Origin of the sequence: Candidatus Neptunochlamydia vexilliferae (assembly GCF_015356785.1) — a bacterium.
GTDB lineage: Bacteria > Chlamydiota > Chlamydiia > Chlamydiales > Simkaniaceae > Neptunichlamydia > Neptunichlamydia vexilliferae.
This window is the reverse complement of the sequence record NZ_JAAEJV010000001.1, coordinates 83330-102063: the sequence shown is the minus strand read 5'-3', so window position 1 is coordinate 102063 and position 18734 is coordinate 83330. Positions and strand designations below refer to the sequence as shown.

Genomic DNA, 18734 nt, shown 5'->3' with positions numbered 1-18734 from the left:
ATCAAATGCCTCAAGGGGGAAGTTAGAAAGAATTCTTCCATCTATAAAGGAGCCAAGATCAAGTCTGCGAATAAGGATATTTTCTTCGTTTACCGACTGCAGGACATAGGGCTTAAAAACACCTGGGATGGAAAGTGATGCTCGAATGGCATCAGCGATAGGAATGTTATCCCATTTCTTATCTTCAGAACTAAAACGGATGATTTCAGGGTCTCCATTTTTACTAACACGTGTAGCATAGATATGAAGCTGTTTAAAGCCTTTTCCTTTTGGAATTTGCCAACGGAGTTGCTTAAAGGTACAGTTCTTAATGCCGGTTTTCTTAGCAATAAGGGTTTCTATCCACTGGTAAATCTCCTCTCCTTAACAAAGGCCAGGTGTATGCCAGAGGGTTTTGAGAGCATTGGTGGCAAACTCTTTAGGGGAATCAATTGCATCGCTGATCATTGAATAAGCATTCTGAAGAAAAGACACTATTTCACCAAAACTAGAGCTGGAAATGGCCTCTTTAATCTTTTTATTCGAAAGGGGATGGTCTAAAAACTCGGTAAGATCAGTCTTTATAAGGATTTCTTTGATCTCTGCTACGTTATAATTAAGTGCTACTAAAGTAGAGGTAATGGCTCCAAAAGAGGTTCCAGCAACCCTTTTAAGATTCGTTAGCTTTTTTTCCTTATCAAGGGTCTCTAGAGCTCCAATATAGGCGATTGCTTTAGATCCCCCTGCCCCAAAAACAAGGTTTTCCGGTGGATAAACTGCAAAGTCAGGTGGCAGATCATTTTCTATTGGTATCTTTCTCATTAAGCTGCTAATTAGAGTTCTAACTCTTTTCTCTATTCGGTTTCCGCTTGAAGAAACAAGATCTAGAGGGCGCCGATTTTGGAGATCAATAGCGTTAATATCGCAGCGAAGGTCGCTTAGGACCTTAATCGTCTCCCATTGTCGGTTTTCAACAGCCAAGTGAAATGCCGTCCACCCATTAGGATCTTTGGTTTCAAGATTAACCCCTTTGCTGTGAAGAGCCTTTAAGATTTTCTTTTCTCCAAGAAAGGCTGCAAGCATAAACGGGGTATAGCCTTGAGGGTTTTTGCTTTCGATTAACCCCCTTGTCTGGTCATAATGTTTAGTGATAAGCTCTTCCAAAACCTTGCTTTGCCGAAAGTGAATCGCTAAATGGAGAATGTTTCCAATCTCTCCACACCGGGTTTCAAGCCCTAGGGTAAGGGACTTTTTTGAAAATAAGAAATCGATAACCGAGGTTCGCCCATTTATAACCGCGGCTCCAAGAGGGGTGATAGAGATGGCATCTTGATCTAACTGCCAGGATCCTAATGCATTAAGATTCCCTCCTTGCCTAAGTAGGGTTTCAATAATTTTTATATGCCCAAGTTGCGCTGCTACATGTAAAGGGGTTAGTTGATGGCGCTCTTTGGCGTCGACAGGTATATGCCCAAACAGCTTCTTGGTAAGTAAGAGATGGTTAAGTTCCACAGCTGCATGGAGGGCTGTTCTGTTTTGGGCATCTTGAGAATGAAAGTCAAGGTGTAAGCGGTCTATCATCTCTTTTGCAACTTCAAACTCCCCCCGATCGATCAATTCAGTAAGAAGAGATCGCTTTAAATCCCTCTCTAAGTGCTCTATTTCCTCAAGAATGTGTTCCAAACGGCTCCACTCTTTTTTTCTAGATGACTCAAGCACCGCTTCAAAACAGCTACCAGCAAGGTCCACCCGATCCTTGACGTTAAGGACATCTGCAATCTCTTCCAAAAAGTGGTTTGTATCCACATTCACGTAGACAATAGCATCTCCATCAGCATCCTCAAGCTCATAAGCACCAACCATTGGCGGGAATGTCGCTAGATCACTGACCTCTGAAAGGATCTTTCCTGGAAAACTTACGACTGCATTTATTGACTGAAAACATCGAACACCAAAATTGTAAATGGTTTCAACAGCAGGGCGTACGACTTTTTCTCCAATAACATAGGCAGGGGGCTTAGGAACAACAATGACTTCTCCCTTAATGTTTTGGAAAAGGCGTTGATCTGAACACCCTGCTAAAGTTGTATTTAGATGACTTACTACTAACGATGTTGAAAATTTTTGATTGGAACTCGAAACAATAGACATTACTCAATCCTTACATTTGATATAACAAAAACGATAGCCTAAAATATAATTTGTTTTTATTTCAAGAATTTCCTTCGCATTTTTGTATATGATATTTTTTTGAAGGTGGCAAAGCGCAAGGCAAGGCAAATTTTTTCCATAACTATCCCCAAAAAAGAATTTACATAAACTTTAAGCCTTTGCTAAGATTAAAATTATTTTCAGCCCAATCTCCTTAACCAAAGAGCAAAACATGTCTGCTATCAGCCAAAACAAATGTGATCTAGAAAAATGGAGCCTAGTCTATAGTTTCGCAAAGACACTCCCATTTGAAATAGATAACAAAAGCTATATAACTTCTTGTCAGAGGGCCTTTGAGTCTACGCTCAAGGCTTGTAAAGAGGGTAAATGGAGCGTCATAAAATCCTCGAAAGAAATCCAAGAACTTTCAAAAATCTGGAGAACTTCTCTTTTAATTCATACGATTTTAACAGAAGAAAAAGAGATATACAACCAGCTCATCAAAAGAAAAATCACACTTCATATAACAGATGGCTATGGCAATACGCCTCTACATATAGCGGCTCAAAAGGGCGATTTAAATTTAGTAAAAACCCTTCTAAAACACCTCAATATTAATTGCAAAAATTTTTCAGGAAAAACTCCTATTGATTTGGCAAAGGAAGCCGGAAAGAATCACGTCGCTAACTTTTTAGATATTTGGGGAAAAGACGTCAACAATCCATTAGCTGAGATATGGCAATTAATTCTAGTAGAAAAAAAGTATCAACAAGCTTGCACTAAAGTATGTATCTTATGCAAAGACCGATCAAAACTACGTGAAGATGATATAAAAAAAATACTCGATTTTCTGCACGTTATTTTGCCACACATCAACTCAAAAGGCTATTCCAACCTATTAGGAGGCTCTGAACCTATTGGGAATTTTCTTGCTAAAGAATCATCAAATCTTCCTAATCTCAAACGACAATTTGCTCATGATCTAGGACTATTTTGTGCTAAATTAGCCCTTTCACAGTCTAAGAAAGATCGGTTTGAGAGACATAAGGAGGCGATGAATTTTTTTGCGACTGCCCAGAAGATTATTCCAACACCTGAAACTGAAAAAGAAATGTCCCAAATTCTTGCTTCTTATATGGACACCTCCAAAAGACATGAATATTTTGTAGACACCCTTCATAGACTTATTCAACAACCCAAAGCAAAAGTACCCAATCTCATTGAAAAATGGATTTTAATACCGATCGATCGTTTAAAGCGGATCCATAGCTCGGAAAACTATCATCTTATTTCTTCTTTATATCAACATGTTTTTGATAAATTCGCTTGCAAGGATGTTCGACCAGAAAATTATCTTAAGGTTCCCGAAAGCCTTAGAGATCGCATAAAATTGAAAACAAACCCCAGTGAGCTATCCCCTCCTGGAGCTTATGCCTCGCAAGATTATAAAGTCCATCTAAAGAAATTTCGGGAAAACTTCTCTCGAATCTATGGATCTATTAAACAATTTCAAAAGGAAAGAACGGAAGAGTTTAAAAAAATTTTCACGGAAGTTTTTTTCCCCGATATCTTTGCTTTAATAGGATTCCCATCCGATTCCTCAGGACCTTTAAACTATGATATTCGTGCAATCGGCTCCACAGCAACTGGCGAAGTGTGTCCTTACTCAGATATCGAGCTTTTTATCCTTATTGAGAAGGAATCCCAAAGACCCTATTTTATAAAATTCCTACAAATTCTACACCTTCAAATCCTTTCTCTTGGAGAGACCAAGCCTATTCGCCCTTTTTCGGAAGAAAATTCTAAGGAGGGATTACATCTTGATGTCATCATTCATCAAGATAAAAAGCTAAGAAATATAGCAACTCCTGAAGAGTTTAAAAAATTTTGCATGGAAAAAGGCAACTCAATGTTTTTTAAATCTGTCTCTTTGAAACAGTCACACAAAAAACTCTATCACACATTCATAAGTAATATCCCTAAATCAAAATATCAGCAACTTGCTCTCTACTCAATAGCTGAACGTATAAAAGATTTCGATAATCTATCTCCCCCTAGATCTACCATAAACTTAAAAGAAGACTGTGTTGAGTTTCTTAACCACCTCTTAAATGACCTGATGCTTTACTTGGGACTTCCCCCTACCAACACCTTCGATGCAATAGATATCCTCTCCAAAAAACATGGGTTTTTTGAGCCTCAAACCACTGAACTCATAAAAGATTCTTTAGAAACAATTTATAGAAACCGCGTAAGTCTTCAGCGATACTATAAAGAGCAAAATGATGAGGGCCTCCTTTCCACACCTATATCGGACAAAGAGTTGTCAAAACAGTTAAAGCTTACAGACAGAAATATTTTCTATCAAATGTACTGGCTGATTCTTTTTCCTTTATATAAGCATCTTGAATCCAGAAAAAATAGGATTGATCTTTCTTCAAGTCTAAAAAAACTATCCCTACTTGATAAAGCTTTTAGGAGAATCCCACTTATTGAGAAAAGTAAAGGCGAAGCGGTGACCCAAGCAATTGCAAATTTTATTACCCAGCCAAGGAGCCATGAGAAATATTATAGGCTGTTAAGTAAAGTTGATAATCGAGATAGCTATCGTAAAAGCTACATCAGTAGCTTAAAGAACAAGCAGTTAATCGCCAAACTTGCAGAAGTTCCCACTCCAAACGGAACTCGCCAAAGGGAGCGAATAGATCGAAAGGTATTTCTTGAAAACCTGCGAGCAATCACCACTGAAACCCCTACCTTCTGTAAGGTATTTATCCCAAGCTTAAAAGAAGAGCGGTTCCTAAAAAAAGAAATCTTACATCAAATCTTTGATGGTAAAAAATTTAAGCCTCATCCTGAATATACTACTGGCGATCCAAATTGCAAGTCAAAAAGCCTGCATGAAGTATCTCGCATTCAATATAAAAATATTCATTTCCACTTTAAAAAAAGGCCTAGTCACCCTGTGATGGAGTATGCGATCCATGCTCTTACCTCTAGAATCATGCGCACAACAACCCCTCAAACAGAGCTTGTTAAGTTCAATATAGATGGAAATACTAAAACATCTTATCCCGTTCTTATCTCCGAAACAATTCCAGGTAAAACTTTAAAGCAAGTCCTAGAGGAAAATGAAGATCGAATTGACCACTTGAATGAACGCCACCTTACTTGGCTTCTTATTTGTTCAACCTTGTTTCGCCCTGGAGATGCCACACCTTCTAACCTTATCCTCCAGCCCGATGGAAAAATTTTTTCCATCGATAATGAAGATGTCTTTGTTGAACCAATTGTTCAAGAAAAAGCGCCGAGGTGGAACATTCAATATCAGAAGGTCAATAAATATCAGAAGGTTAATTTCACCTCAATCCTCTTTAGCCGATTTAGACACTTCACACTTAACCACAGTGTTGTCCGCACATTTATAAATCTCGATATGAAAAGTATTCTCCTTGCTTGGGTTCAAGATGTTGCGGCAAAAGAAAGTCTCTATGCTAATATCTTTCGTAAACAAGAGCTCGAGAGACTCTATGAAAAAGATAAAAAGGATCGACAATTTGTCCCCACACTCATGCTTTTTGAAGATGACCTAAAAGCCCTTATTAATCAGTCTCATATCCTTCAAAAACTCCTAAAAAACTCCAGAAAAGCCACTTCAATGGACCTTTTAGATTCCTTAATTACATTTAGAGGCTCCGATGTTAATTTAACCACAAACCACATTGGTCCCTTTATTCGAAAAGCATATGAAAATCCTCCTGACCAGTATTCAGCTATAGAAAGACTCCAGCAAAGCACAAGCAGAGATATTCATCAATCGATGAATACAAAAGATGCCTTACTAGCAAGTCACAGAAAACCTCCTACTTATAGACAACTCCAAGAAGGAAGGTATTGTTCTCTAAAAAAAGCAAAAAAAGCGATTGGTGAAACTCTCTTTTTATCAAGTGGAGCTTTTGTAAAAATTACCGACAACATCCTTGAAATGGATTTTTCGAAATTACCCCCTTCAAAACACGCTGAAAACCTAAATGCATTAACTGTCTATTTCCAGACAGTCATAAAAAAACCGACTCACGTTGCCCTCACCGGATCAAAGGCTTTAACCCGTGAAACACTAAAGCCCTTTCTACATAAGCAGTTAATCTACCTAAACCTAAGAAATAGTCCTTCGCTCAACTATACCCATGATATCGTAACCCTATGCCCACTCCTACAAGAACTCTACCTTAGCGACTGCAGCGAAATTCAAGCGCTGGCGTATCATGGTTATACAGGAAAAAGTCCAGCGCAGCTTAAGCACCTCCGCCACCTTGCCATTTCCCGCTGCCCCCGACTGACAGACATCCATTTAGAATCGTACGGGCTTAAAAACCTCAGGGCCAATCAAAGCTCTTCGCTAAAAAATCTCAACCTAAAACTGCTTAAGGTTCCACAGATTGATATTCGAGGCTGTAACCAATTGAATAGAAAAGAGGTCATTGAAAAAATCAAGAGAGAAATTCCTAAAAAGGTTTATGATATAAGCGCTGAAACATTACACTCCTTCTACACAAATGAGGAAACACGCATAAGTATTTCTAGTTGGAATCCAATAGGAACTGAGGGAGCCACAGCAATTGGAGAGGTGTTAAAGAACAATAAGACACTCATAAACCTAGAGTGGTATCACAGCCAAATAGGAGCTAATGGAGGAAAAGCAATTGGGGAAAGCTTAAAAATTAACCGAACACTTAAACATCTTTGCATTCATAAAGGTAACATAGGAACTGAAGGAGCAAAGAGAATCGCGGTAGCTCTCAAAACCAATAATGTGCTCACAAGCCTGACTCTTTATGAAGATAACATAGGAGCTGAGGGGGCTAAGGCCTTTGCGGAAGCTCTTAGGACCAATAGTGTACTCACACATCTCTATCTTGCTAAAAATAATATAGGAGCCGAAGGAGCAAAGGTAATTTTGAGGGGACTGGATTTCAATAAAGCATTGAAGAGTCTCAACCTTTCGTGCAATAATTTAAATGACCAAACAGGTAAAATATTTGGGCAAATGCTGAAAGTTAATAATACACTTACATATGTTGATCTTTCCGAAAATAAAATAAAAGCTGGAGGAGCAAGAATTATCGGAGAAGCCTTGAAGTCCAATAATACACTCGAATCACTCGACCTTGCTGAAAATAACATAGGGGCTGAAGGAGCAAATGCAATCGGAGAGGCTTTGAAGCTCAATAATAAACTTGCATCACTCCACCTTGATAAAAATAACATAGGAGGTGAAGGAGCTAAGGCAATCGAGAGAGGACTTAAACTCAATAAATCTCTCAAGAAGCTTAAGCTTAGTGCAAACAATTTAGGAGTTAAAGGGTTGCAAGCAGTTGGAGAGATGCTGAAGACTAATAATACACTCACAGAGATCAACCTCAGTGAAACCAATGCTGGAACTGAGGGATGGGAAGCAATGGGAATAGCGCTAAAAATTAATAAAACTCTCACTTACCTTGATCTTAGCAAAAGCAATCTAAGGGACCTTGGAGCTAAGACAATCGGAACAGCACTAAAAATTAATAAAGCCCTGACTTATCTGCGCCTTAGCGAAAATAATTTAAGGGAAAACGGAGCTAAGGCAATCGGAGAAGCTCTAAAAGTCAATAAAACACTCTATCAACTCGATCTTAGCGAAAATAACTTAAGGGAAGGTGGAGCCGAAGCAGTCGGAGAGGCTCTGAAAGTCAATAGGACACTCAGGTTTCTCGATCTTAGCAAAAACAACTTAAGGGAAGGTGGAGCTAAGGCAATCGGAGAAGCTCTAAAAATTAATAAAACGCTCTACGGTCTTACTATTTACGACAATAATCTAGGATATAATGGAGGAAAGGCGATTTTAGAATCGCTAAAGGTGAATCGCTCTCTTAGAAATTTAATTATACACTCAAATAAAATAGGAGAACAGGTTCAAAATGAGATAAATAAGTTATTAGGAAAAACCACTGAGGCAAGCTTTTTTAAAATGTTTTTTTCAAATAAAAAAAACATGCCCAATAAATCAACTCCTTCAGAAGCACCTAAGAAGTGTGAGAAAAAAAAGGACTATTCTCCACTATTTACCTTTAACAATCGCTCTTATTATTTGGAGGAACCTACCTTGGGAGATGGGGCATGCGGTATCCATGCACTTTTAGGAAAGCTGTATCAAAAGCAATGGGTTTTTAAGGGGTTAGGAGGGGGAATAGCGGAGGAGATACAGAGAAGAGCAAAAACAGCTTTTATATCAAAGCTGAAAGCGGAAAAAGAAAAATATCGCGCTCAGACTTTATGTTGTTTAAGAGAATTTTTTGAGAGAAGAAGTGATTACAAAAGGGAATGTGAAAAATGGAATAGAGGTGTTGCTGATAAGATAAAAAATCTAGAAAAGTTCTACTATAGAGTCATGCTTGAGGCAAAAGAGGACTCCCCTTTGATGGTTTTGATTCGGGATGGTGCTGCAGGAGAAAATGGGTTTAAAGAAACAAAAAAATCAAGACGATGGGAAAGGCTAACCAATAAAGAACTTATCAAAGAGCTTCGAGAAAACAAACGGGATTGCTTTAACGCTCTTGAGGCTATCCGAGAAAAACTATCTAGCTTTTTAAGTCCCTTAAAAACAAAAAACTTAGAAACTCTCACCAAAGAAAGAGTAGCCAAAAATAAGGAGGCTTCTAGGTTAGAGGAAGACTTTTTATTAAGTTCCACATCTTTTGGAAAGTACTTTGCCGAAATAGCACAGCCGAGCTACTTTTTAACAGATAAAGAAATGGAGCTTGCAGCCTATCTTTTTGAAAAACGTCTTCTGCTATTTTCAAGTAATGACATGGCCCCTATACTGTATGGTCCACATTCAGGAGATGAAATAGCCATTTTAAACGAAGGAATTCATTACTCCCGACTTACCCTTTTAACTAAAGAACACCCGGTGAATGAAGTGGATGATTCTCTTCTAAAAAAATCTTTTACAGAAAAAATATCAGCGCTTGAAAAAATCAACCATCCTCTAGAACGTGAGATCAAACAGCTTAAACAAGAAGTTAGTATATCTAGCATGAGTAACAGCCAAAAGGAAGGGTTTTATAAGAGGTTAAATCGCCTAAGCTCTTCTAGTGTAGGGAGTAGTCGTTCAACACTTCAATAAGATTTTTGCAATTTGGCAAGCTGCAAGAATGTTACCATTAACAAATTTTGGCATGGTTCAAAATACAGCATGCCGAGGTAACACTTCACGAAATGTGGACGCTTCACGACTTAGCTTTTCTTCGCCTTCGGCTCCGAAGCTGTGTCGGTTCAGTGGATTTTTTTTGTTAAGCTGAAAGTCGAGCAAAGCGAATATGGTAAGTGGCTAAAAACCTGGAAAAAAAGAGGCTTGTTCCTTGGTGAAAGATGTGCAAGGTTTTCTAGGAAAGAACCTTTCCAGCGAACTGACATGGCTTCGGAGCCGAAGGCGAAGAAAAGCCATGCGGTGAGCTGTCCGCGGCTTCAAAATGGCTCTGCAAAATCGCCCCGCACGAGGGGTGGAACAGTGCTTTGCACGGCCCCCCGAGGAGGGTCGATTTGGCTTGCCAGATTGAAGCTCAAGGGGGCAGCAGGGGGCTTGCCCCCGACGCATCTTTCATAAGACCAAAATTGTTACCCTATTTTGAACCATGCCCAAATTTTGGTTTTTTAACTATTTTATTTGCTCAAGCATGAGCCTAGATAGTGGAGCTTTTATCAGAAGCCCATCAGAACCTAGGGTATAAACCCTTTTGGGAGCCACTTTTTCAGTGAGGCTTGCGAGGCTATCTGATTGAATGACGATAAAGTCGACCTCGTGAAGGGAAGAAAGGATCGAGAGAAAGTCAGGATCGGGATCGGAGTCGATCAAATAGATCATCAGCCGCTCTCCCTCTTTTTGTTTGGCCAGCTTTTGAATCTGTGAAAAGAGAGCGCTTGAAACTCCCTCTTCGGTATTGATTCCAAGGATGGTGAGCTCTTTATCGATAAGCGCTTGCTCTAAAGCAAAGATGTGGTTTCCATCGAAAATCTTATTGCTCACACTCGTCTCTAAAAGGCGCTCGGCAAGCTCCGATAAAGAAACGGGAACGCAGCCGAGCCGCTCAATAGCAATCCCTGCTGCAACGTTCGACAGCTCTAACCCTTCGTTAAGGGGAAGCTTTGAGGCGAAGGTCATCGTTGTCATTGCAAGGACCGTATCGCCTGCCCCTGTGACATCTTTGACCTCTCGCGATTTAACGGGGAAGTCTTGCCTTCCCTTACCACGCTCAAAAAGGGAAATCCCCTCTTCAGAGCGGGTCACCATGATCATTTCTGCGCCTGCCTCTTCTAAAAGAGCCTCTCCAATGGCGTCGAGGTCGGCATCAGGCGTCAGCTTGGAAGCAGCAACCGCCTCTTTATAGTTCGGCTTAACAAGGGTCGCCCCCTGGTATTTGGTGAAGTCGTTTCCTTTGGGGTCAACGATGGTGGGGATTCCCCACTCTTTAGCTAAGCCCAGCACCTTTTGAAGGAGCGAGTGGGAAAGAAACCCTTTTGCATAATCAGAAATAGCGATCACGTCAAAGGTCCCTTTATGGGACTCGATAAAAGTGACCACCTCTTCCTCGACTTCACTTGAAAGGGGAGAGATACATTCTTGGTCGACCCGGATGAGCTGCTGTCCTCCTGCGATCAGCCGATTTTTTAGGGGGGTGCTTACCCCTTTTTGGGTAAAGATTCCCGAAACATCGGTCCCCTCTTCTTTGAGAAGTTGCTTCAGACGGAGCCCTTCTTTGTCATCTCCGACCCTTCCAACAGCGATCACCTCGGCGCCGAGGGTTTGGAGGTTAAGGACAACATTGCCCGCGCCCCCTGGAAGATCTTCGGTCTGCTGGACGTGGAGGATCGGCACAGGTGCTTCAGGAGAGACCCTTTCGACTCGACCGGTTGTATAGGTGTCGAGCATAAAGTCACCCAACACAAGGACTTTTGCCCGCCTTAGCTGACTAAATGAGCGGATTACCATCTTGCCCCTGTTAGTAAATAGTTTTTCACATAATCTTCAATGGCGCTTGCAAAGGTAAAGTCCCCTTTAAAATCGCTCTGCTTTCCCATGTCGGCGCAGGTGTAGTTTTGATACTTGCCGATGAGGTCGTCTGGCATCGGAATATACTCGATATTTGTCTTTTTTCCCATCGCCTTAAAGACATTTTCTGCCATGGCATTCCAGGTGTTGGCCTGACCACTTCCCACATTAAAGATGCCCCCAAGGTCGTTATTTAAAAAGGAGCAGGTCATCTTCACCGCATCTTTGACATAGAAGAAGTCACGACACTGCCCTCCATCGGGGAAACGATCGGGCTCCGACGACTTAAAGAGGCGAACCTTTCCTGTTTTATGGACTTGATCGACCATATGCATCACCATCGACCCCATCCGTCCTTTATGGTACTCGTTGGGGCCAAAGATATTAAAATATTTGAGGCCAACCACCTTGTCTAAAACGCCCCTTTCTTGGAGCCACTTGTCAAACATCTGTTTGGAAAAGCCATAAATGTTTAGAGGGACGAGGGTATCGAGCTTCGATTCATCATCGGAAAAGCCCAAAGAGCCATCGCCATAGGTCGCGGCCGATGAGGCGTAGATGAAGCGGTGATCATTCTCAAGGGCATACTCGGCCAAGCGGACTGAAAAGCGGTAGTTGACCTTCATAAAATGGTCCCCATCGGGCTCTACCGTGCTTGAGCAGGCGCCCAGATGGACAAAGGCCTCGACATCTTGCTCTTTCCCTTTAAGGAAATCAAAAAGTTCTTCGGGGGAAATGAAGTCGATAAACCGCTTATTTCGAAGATTTTTCCACTTCTCTGATGTCCCAAAGTCGTCGACGAGGAGGAGGTTAGAAAATCCTTGGTCATTGAGGTAGCGGACGACCCCCGACCCGATAAAGCCGGCGGCTCCCGTCACTACAATCAATTGATCATCATAAAGCTTCGTTGTCATAACCTCCAATTGTTACACATTGAGGGTTATTTGTCATTATGTACCAGAGCCAGCGCATTCAAAGAAATAAGTTTACTAAATTGGTTTTCAAACACATTAAAAAGCATGTAATATCAAGAGTTTTTCCTTAGAAAATCTCTTATATTCATGAATCCCGTGCATAGTTTTGTGAATTTTTTTTGAATGCGCTGGCTTTGGCAAACCCCCAAATTTTGAGTCGGAATGGGTACAAGTTGAAATTTTATTTTCCATAAGCGATACTTTTATTCGAAAATATTGTATTCTCAAAGCATAAGGGGAAGAGATGGACTGGACTCAATCATTCACTATTATTGGGATATTTTCTGTATTTTTCATCTATCTTATCAGTAAGACACAAAAACTTACAGATAAAGTCAATTCATTCGAAAAAAATGTAGAAAGTCGCTTTGGTAAAATAGAAACTCGCATATCGGTCATTGAAAATGAACTGAAAAATTCTAACCAACGCTTAACCTCCCTTGAAAATCACTTAATTCCTAAAAAAATTGTTCAGTTTGAAGACTTTGATGGAAAAGAGGCTAAAGAAGGATAAGGGTTCGTCAAAGAAGTAAATGCTACAAGTTGACTCAGAGAGACACAGCGAAATTGAGCTGAATGAGGAGCACCATTCCCAATAGGGAAGGGCAACGAGGAAGCTTAATTTGGCAAAGTCGCAGCCAGCCAACTTGTAGCATTTATTTTTTGATGGACCCTAACTCCAACTCTTTTGCCATGCTTCAAATTGCTTAGGAGAAACTTTATACCGTTGGATATTGCCGATATGGAGAGCCATCAGCTCTCTTTCTACAATCTCGGTGAAGCGGGGCCTATCAGCTTTTTTGAGGTGGATCTCTGCCCAATCATGGATCGTGACGATTGCCGACTCTTTATCCATTTTTTCTAGGATAAGCTTTCTAACAAGCTGCTTCATTTCTTCTCGGTGCTCAAGGCGGAAAGGGTCAGGACTTTTTACCGAATGGCGAATGGCTGAGTACCGAATTGTCGAGCGCTTATAGGCCCATAAAAAAACATCTTTTAATAGTTCGATCCGATTCAGTTCATACACCCCTAAAATCCCCTCTACATATAGGTCTTCAGGAACATCAATGAATGATAGAGGACAAAGGTTCCCTTTAATCAACGGAATGTTGGCTGCAAGACGGGCGACCCGTTTATTAACATCTTCAAAAGGCTGCAGGTAGGGAAGCTGGACCATAATAAAAAAAGCCTGTTCAAAAGGATCTTTGATCTCTTCCGCCTTGAGAAGAATTTCTTCAAGAAATTCTTCAATAAGCTGGGGAATTTCCAGGGGATGAAAAACCGTTCCACTAATTCCAACGGGAATGGCGCGCACCTTCCCGCAAGCTTCAGAATTTCCCAGAAGTTCATCGGAAAGAAAAGCATGCAAGTTCCGGATCGTGATGCTATTCATCTTCACTTCATTCACGCTATCGACTAGAAACTCAATTGCCTCTTTATGGTTCAAGATCATTTGAGTTTCTAGAGAAGACTTCCCCCCTGCTTCCACTCCTTGAGCGATCAAACGTTCTGTTTCAAGAAGGGAATAGGTATTCCCCTCCAGTCGACTAGAGTTCCACGATAGATCGACAAGGAGACGGTCAAAAATATCACGAGCAAAAGTTCCTGCAGGCTTTTTTCCATCGGGTTGCTTTCCAATTTCAAAAAGCTCTTTGCGATCTGATTCACTTAAGTAAAAAGTGCGATTAGGAATATAAGACTCAAAAAACTCTCTATGGTAGCCTACCGGCTTACGACTCCCTATCGGACTGAGAATATAAGACTGAACCTCTTTCCCCTCTTTTGAAATTGGAAGGTAAGAGGGCTCTTCTTCTTTAATTTCTCCACTTTCAAGACCTGTTGCAAAATAACGCGCAGTCTTTTTCCCCCCTTCTCTCCTAACCATCCCATCCTTTTGCAACTCCAAAAGTTTTCTCTGCAAACTACGGCGAGACCATTTATCCCCACTCTTTTCAAGAATTTCAGAAGCAGACAGCCCTTCAGGAAACCTTCTAATAAGTTCCAGGATCCCACCAATTTGTCTTTTATAGTCTTCTTTATGACCCATATGCACTTAGATTGTTATATCCGCCATTTTTACGCCACCTTTCCGCCATTTTTACGCCAAAAATAACACAAAACGCTTAATAAAAGCTACTTACGATTTGTACCAATTCCCTTCTTTCCGCCATAGGAATGAGGTTTTCCAAAAGTTAACATCAGGCAAAGTGGGTTGTTCGACTGCACCTGTGCAGAAGAAAGTGGTCCCACTTCCGGTCATGGTCACCGTTTCAAAACCGAGAGCAAGAAGCTCCCTTTTAAGGTCTCCCAGATCAGGCCTTAAGGCAAAGGCGGCGGCTTCAAGATCATTCCCCTCTTTGGAATCGTTAGGACAACAGTGTTTATAGACAAGGGGGGTCGATAGACCACCCTTGGGCTTGGCTAAATAGAGCGACTGGGGAGGAAGGGGTTTGAGAGGTTCAACTTTCTCTCCTCGCCCTGTTACATTGGCTGTTCCCCATGAGAAAAAGAAGGGGGCATCCGAGGAAAGTTCCCCTGCCCAGCTCGAAAGGGTCCCCTCATCGATGTGGAGACCACTGAGCTGGTTTAAGGCCCAAAGGGTCGTGGCAATGTTGCTACTTCCCCCACCAAGTCCTCCTTCGATCGGAACCTTTTTCTCTAAGTGGATCGCAATGGGCTGGATAAAGCTGGTCTTTTCACGGAAAAGGGTCCGTGCGCGGGGTACAAAATTTGTTTCATCTGTGGGAAGGCTAGGGTCGGTACAGGTAAAGGTGTCCTTGTCCGATACTTCAAAATGGAGGGTATCTCCAAAAGAGATGGCTTGCATGAGACTTGCAATCTCATGAAAGCCATCGGTCCGCTTTTTTAGAACGCGGAAAAAGAGGTTGAGCTTAGCAGGCGAAAAGAGCTTCACTCTTTTGTGCGCTCTTCTAGCTCTTCTTTCATCTCTTTGTCTCGCTCGCTCCGCATGGGAAGATCTTCAGTCGCCTCTTCGGTTTCAGGGGCTTTGTCTTCTTCCCCTTCTTCGACGACTTCGACGCGTGGTTTTTCTTCTTTTTTAACGACTGTTTCCCCTTCCACCGTTAGTTTAAAGGAGGCGGGAACATCTTCTTTGAGTTTGAGCTGAACGTCATGCATTCCAACCATCTTAATCGGCTTCGGAAGGACCACATTTTTACGCTCAATGGTAATGCCCTCATCAGCAAGAACCTTAACCACTTCAACAGGGCCAACCGATCCGTAGAGGTGCCCTTGAGTATCGTTTTTCACTTTTGTAGTGAAGGTCATCTCTTTAAGGCGGGCTGCAAGCGTCTCAGACTCTTTTTTATCTTCAGCGGCTTGTTTAGACCGCTCTTCTTGGAGCTTTTCTTGCATGCGGATGGTCCGCTTGTCAGCGATAACCGCTTTTTTCTGTGGGAGAAGAAAGTTCCGGACAAAGCCTGGTTTGGCGCTCGCTAGATCTCCTTTTTTCCCAAGATTGGTGACATCTTCCAAAAGAAGGAGCTGAGTTTTTCCACTTTTCGTTTGTTTCATTAATTATTCCTCCGCAGCAAAGGGTAATAGGGCCACATGACGTGCTTTTTTAATCGCTTTCTTCAAGAGAAGTTGGTAGCGGTGAGACACTCCTGTGATTCGCCTTGGGAGAATTTTTCCTCGCTCGGTGACGAACTTTTCAAGGGTCTCGGTATCTTTGTAATCGATATGTTTCACCCCAGATGCAACAAAGGGGCAACTTTTTTTCTTTTTGAATCGAAATCCAGATCGTTTTTTCATACTTTACGCCTCTACAAGGGGTTTAAATTCGATTTTTTCGAGAACTTTTTCGGCTCGCATTGTCATGAACCGAATGAGGTCTTCGTTAAGGTGGTACTCCTTCCACATCTCTTCAACCGCTGTAGGAGCGACCGAAAAATAGAGAAGAAAGTATTGCCCTTGCTTATGTCCATTGATTTCATAGGCAAGTTTTTTGCGTCCCATCTCATGGATCTTGTGGATTTCTCCACCTTTTTCCTCGATGGATTTTGTGATGCGCTCGAGCGCTTTTTTCAAAGCATCTTCGCTAAGTAGAGCGCTCAGGATGTACATCCCTTCATAGAGTCTTGACTCTTCTTTTGTCATGCATGTTCCTTCATTTCTTGAAATAGCCACTCTTCAATAAAACCGATTGACTCGGTGGCAATTTCGGGGATTTTTTCTTGCTCTTCCTTCGAAAAGGGGGCTAAAACGTAGTCTTCAAGATAGCCAACTAGAGGTTCACCAATGCCGAGCTTCAGCCGTTGGTAGTCCTGGTTTCCCAAACACTCTTCGATGTTTTTCAGGCCATTATGCCCTCCTGCGCTCCCCTTTTCCCGGTACCTTAGGGTCCCAAAAGGGAGGGCTGCATCATCGGAGAGGATCAAAACCTTCTCCTGGGGAATCTTGTAAAAACTCATCGTTTTTCTTACCGCTTGTCCAGAGAGATTCATGTAGGTGGTGGGAAAAAGGAAAACCACTTTTTTCCCCTTCACGTCACCTTTTGCAATCTCCCCTTTCAAGTCGCTCTCCTTCTTAAAGGAAAGGCCATATTTTTCAGCGAAAGCAAAGAGGACCATTTGCCCGAGGTTATGCCGGGTATTTTCATACTTTTTACCAGGGTTTCCAAGGCCAACGATCAATGCTCCCGTGAACTTATCCATAGGTTATAATGCCCTTAATTTTTGTCTGATTCTCGCAGATTTTTGAAAACTGGTTTGAGCACATTGTCCAAAAGACAAGGGCGAAAAATCTGCTTTTAAAAAGATGCAGAAACAGCGGAAAAAATGGGTATTTGCACTTCTGGATCTGTTCATAATTAACGCTTCGCAATTGTTACAACGATTTCTTTATCTGCTGCTAAGGGGCGAACCGCCTCACCAAAATCGATATCGCCAACCTTTTTTGACTGACCGATTGCGAGATCTTTGATATTCACCTTAAAAGAGGTGGGAAGATCTCCGGGGAAGCAGCGTACTTTAACGTGCCTTTTGATCGGCCGGACAAAGCCACCGAGCTTCACTCCCGCACAGTCAGCCTCACCCTCACAAACCACAGGGACGTTGATATCGACCTCTGTCTTGTCATCAAGAATCTGAAAGTCAAGATGAAGGATATTATAGGTCGTTGGATGGTACTGAATATCTTTTACAATTGCTTTTTTTCCACCAAGATCGAAGACAGTTGTCGGAAGGTGCCCCTGAGGGAGCCCTCGAAGAACTGCCGCAAACTCGGCGCCATTAATGGAGATCTTATCGCATGGTTTCCCCTTAGAGTAGACCGCTGCGGGAATATCCCCTTTATATCTGAGCTGTGTCAGCTCACTTTTCTTTTCTCCTGCCCGTTTGGACACTGCGAGTTTCATATACACTCCAGATTTGTTGTTACATTTTTTCCAAATAGTGAAATTTAAGTGCGGGAGCGGAAAAGAGAGCTTACCGAGGCATTTTCTACGATGCACTCAATCGCTTTTCCAAAAATCCCAGCCACAGAAAGGACTTCAACTTGAGGACCGGCTATCTCTTGGGCCATTGGAATCGTATTCGTCACAAAAAGCTGATCGATGGGCGCTCCCTTTAAAGCCTCTTCAGAGAAGAGGGGGTGGGTCACCGCCGCAAACACCTTTGCAGCACCTGCTTTTTTGCACACTTCAGCCGCTCTTTTGAGCGTCTGCCCCGTTGAGGAAATATCATCAACGAGAATCACATTCCTTCCCTGCACATCGCCGAGGAGTGCGCCTGCTTCGATAGCACTTGCACCTATTCGCCGTTTATCAACCATCGCAAAGTCCCCCTCCACCTCGGTGGCGAGGATGCGGGCGAGCTTGGCGCTCCCCACATCAGGGGCGCAGACCGTCAGATTTTCGAGCCCCAGCTCTTTCACCTTTTTTGCAAACACAGTATGTGCATAAAGGTGATCGACGGGGATGTCGAAAAATCCTTGGATCTGCTCCGAGTGAAGATCCATGGCAATGACCCGCGTTGCCCCCGCTGTTTCGAGCAGGTTCGCGACGAGTTTTGCCGTGATCGGCACCCTTCCTCTATCTTTGCGATCTTGCCGCGCATACCCAAAGTAGGGGATGACAGCAATGATTCCACGTGCAGAGGCCCTTTTTAGAGCATCGATAAGAATCAATAGCTCCATGAGATAGAGATTGGGCTGTTTCGCAATGCTTTGCACGACGAAGACATCCCGACCGCGGACATTCTCAAGTATTTGAACGCCTATCTCACCATCAGGGAATAATTCAATTTCAGTTTTTCCAAGACTGACACCCAGGCTTTTTCCGATCTCTTCCGACAGTGTCGGGTGAGAGGTTCCCGAGAAAAGCATAAAAGGTTCGGCCATGAAAACACTCAAATGTTCTGGAGCCGCCGCATCGACGGCTCCATATTTGGGGTGGGAGGATTCGAACCTCCGCATGGCGACACCAAAAACCGCTGCCTTACCGCTTGGCTACACCCCAACAATAGGTAGTAAGAGACCATGTTACCCGCTCATAGATTTCTTTTCAAGTAGGGATTGAGGTT

General features: G+C 42.3%; 13 protein-coding genes, 1 tRNA gene and 2 pseudogenes. 3 read left to right on the top strand and 13 right to left on the bottom strand.

The window, feature by feature from the left end; all coding sequences use genetic code 11:
• Positions 1-15: 15 nt before the first annotated feature.
• Positions 16-201: pseudogene (locus NEPTK9_RS09935) on the bottom strand (patatin-like phospholipase family protein); the annotation flags it as partial.
• A 162-nt stretch (positions 202-363) separates the two neighbouring features.
• A complete protein-coding gene (locus tag NEPTK9_RS00450) occupies positions 364-2130 on the bottom strand; it encodes an ankyrin repeat domain-containing protein (RefSeq protein ID WP_194846856.1) in 1767 nt (588 codons plus the stop codon).
• Between the two features lie 232 nt (positions 2131-2362).
• Here NEPTK9_RS00450 and NEPTK9_RS09920 point away from each other — a divergent pair.
• Both NEPTK9_RS09920 and NEPTK9_RS09575 read left to right on the top strand, forming a co-directional pair.
• Positions 2363-2836: pseudogene (locus NEPTK9_RS09920) on the top strand (ankyrin repeat domain-containing protein); the annotation flags it as partial.
• 3756 nt (positions 2837-6592) lie between these two features.
• Complete coding sequence (locus tag NEPTK9_RS09575) at positions 6593-9295, top strand: leucine-rich repeat domain-containing protein (protein WP_228546929.1); 2703 nt, start codon at positions 6593-6595, stop codon at positions 9293-9295.
• Positions 9296-9826: 531 nt separating this feature from the next.
• On the opposite strand, the gene rfaE1 is transcribed toward NEPTK9_RS09575, so the two are convergent.
• Together rfaE1 and rfaD are read right to left on the bottom strand one after the other, a co-directional pair.
• A complete protein-coding gene (gene rfaE1 / locus NEPTK9_RS00440) occupies positions 9827-11158 on the bottom strand; it encodes a D-glycero-beta-D-manno-heptose-7-phosphate kinase (RefSeq protein WP_194846854.1) in 1332 nt (443 codons plus the stop codon).
• The gene (rfaD, locus tag NEPTK9_RS00435) at positions 11152-12132 is read right to left on the bottom strand and encodes an ADP-glyceromanno-heptose 6-epimerase (RefSeq protein ID WP_194846853.1); all 981 of its coding nucleotides are present in this window, start codon (positions 12130-12132) and stop codon (positions 11152-11154) included. Before rfaD ends, rfaE1 begins: the two co-directional genes overlap by 7 nt.
• A 304-nt stretch (positions 12133-12436) precedes the next feature.
• Here rfaD and NEPTK9_RS00430 point away from each other — a divergent pair, with 304 nt between their 5' ends.
• Complete coding sequence (locus NEPTK9_RS00430; protein ID WP_194846852.1) at positions 12437-12706, top strand: hypothetical protein; 270 nt, start codon at positions 12437-12439, stop codon at positions 12704-12706.
• A 159-nt stretch (positions 12707-12865) separates the two neighbouring features.
• On the opposite strand, the gene NEPTK9_RS00425 is transcribed toward NEPTK9_RS00430, so the two are convergent.
• The 9 genes from NEPTK9_RS00425 to NEPTK9_RS00385 all read right to left on the bottom strand — a co-directional run bounded on the left by NEPTK9_RS00425 (position 12866) and on the right by NEPTK9_RS00385 (position 18670).
• Positions 12866-14239, bottom strand: a complete 1374-nt coding sequence (locus tag NEPTK9_RS00425) for a Fic family protein (protein WP_194846851.1) — start codon at positions 14237-14239, stop codon at positions 12866-12868.
• Between the two features lie 90 nt (positions 14240-14329).
• Entirely contained in the window at positions 14330-15106 is a 777-nt protein-coding gene (gene ispE, locus NEPTK9_RS00420; protein WP_194846850.1) for a 4-(cytidine 5'-diphospho)-2-C-methyl-D-erythritol kinase, read from the bottom strand.
• A complete protein-coding gene (gene rplI, locus NEPTK9_RS00415; protein ID WP_194846849.1) occupies positions 15103-15726 on the bottom strand; it encodes a 50S ribosomal protein L9 in 624 nt (207 codons plus the stop codon). Before rplI ends, ispE begins: the two co-directional genes overlap by 4 nt.
• Positions 15727-15729: 3 nt before the next feature.
• Positions 15730-15966, bottom strand: coding sequence for a 30S ribosomal protein S18 (gene rpsR, locus NEPTK9_RS00410; protein WP_194846848.1), 237 nt, complete (start codon positions 15964-15966; stop codon positions 15730-15732).
• A 3-nt stretch (positions 15967-15969) separates the two neighbouring features.
• Entirely contained in the window at positions 15970-16311 is a 342-nt protein-coding gene (gene rpsF, locus NEPTK9_RS00405) for a 30S ribosomal protein S6 (protein WP_194846847.1), read from the bottom strand.
• Positions 16308-16868 (bottom strand): aminoacyl-tRNA hydrolase, encoded by a 561-nt coding sequence (pth, locus tag NEPTK9_RS00400; protein WP_194846846.1) that lies wholly within the window; start codon positions 16866-16868, stop codon positions 16308-16310. The genes rpsF and pth overlap by 4 nt, the downstream gene beginning before the upstream one ends.
• A 155-nt stretch (positions 16869-17023) precedes the next feature.
• The gene (locus NEPTK9_RS00395) at positions 17024-17569 is read right to left on the bottom strand and encodes a 50S ribosomal protein L25 (protein WP_194846845.1); all 546 of its coding nucleotides are present in this window, start codon (positions 17567-17569) and stop codon (positions 17024-17026) included.
• Between the two features lie 44 nt (positions 17570-17613).
• Positions 17614-18627 (bottom strand): ribose-phosphate diphosphokinase, encoded by a 1014-nt coding sequence (locus tag NEPTK9_RS00390; protein WP_320412038.1) that lies wholly within the window; start codon positions 18625-18627, stop codon positions 17614-17616.
• Positions 18599-18670: transfer RNA gene (locus NEPTK9_RS00385), tRNA-Gln, on the bottom strand. The genes NEPTK9_RS00390 and NEPTK9_RS00385 overlap by 29 nt, the downstream gene beginning before the upstream one ends.
• Between the last annotated feature and the right edge of the window lie 64 nt (positions 18671-18734).

Bases quoted from the DNA above. Each gene is read 5' to 3' on its own strand.
- rplI (WP_194846849.1), bottom strand. From the start codon at position 15,726: ATGAAACAAACGAAAAGTGGAAAAACTCAGCTCCTTCTTTTGGAAGAT.
- rpsR (WP_194846848.1), bottom strand. From the start codon at position 15,966: ATGAAAAAACGATCTGGATTTCGATTCAAAAAGAAAAAAAGTTGCCCC.
- rfaD (WP_194846853.1), bottom strand. From the start codon at position 12,132: ATGACAACGAAGCTTTATGATGATCAATTGATTGTAGTGACGGGAGCC.
- NEPTK9_RS00390 (WP_320412038.1), bottom strand. From the start codon at position 18,627: ATGCGGAGGTTCGAATCCTCCCACCCCAAATATGGAGCCGTCGATGCG.
- NEPTK9_RS00425 (WP_194846851.1), bottom strand. From the start codon at position 14,239: ATGGGTCATAAAGAAGACTATAAAAGACAAATTGGTGGGATCCTGGAA.
- NEPTK9_RS00430 (WP_194846852.1), top strand. From the start codon at position 12,437: ATGGACTGGACTCAATCATTCACTATTATTGGGATATTTTCTGTATTT.
- rfaE1 (WP_194846854.1), bottom strand. From the start codon at position 11,158: ATGGTAATCCGCTCATTTAGTCAGCTAAGGCGGGCAAAAGTCCTTGTG.
- NEPTK9_RS00450 (WP_194846856.1), bottom strand. From the start codon at position 2,130: ATGTCTATTGTTTCGAGTTCCAATCAAAAATTTTCAACATCGTTAGTA.
- NEPTK9_RS00395 (WP_194846845.1), bottom strand. From the start codon at position 17,569: ATGAAACTCGCAGTGTCCAAACGGGCAGGAGAAAAGAAAAGTGAGCTG.
- pth (WP_194846846.1), bottom strand. From the start codon at position 16,868: ATGGATAAGTTCACGGGAGCATTGATCGTTGGCCTTGGAAACCCTGGT.
- rpsF (WP_194846847.1), bottom strand. From the start codon at position 16,311: ATGACAAAAGAAGAGTCAAGACTCTATGAAGGGATGTACATCCTGAGC.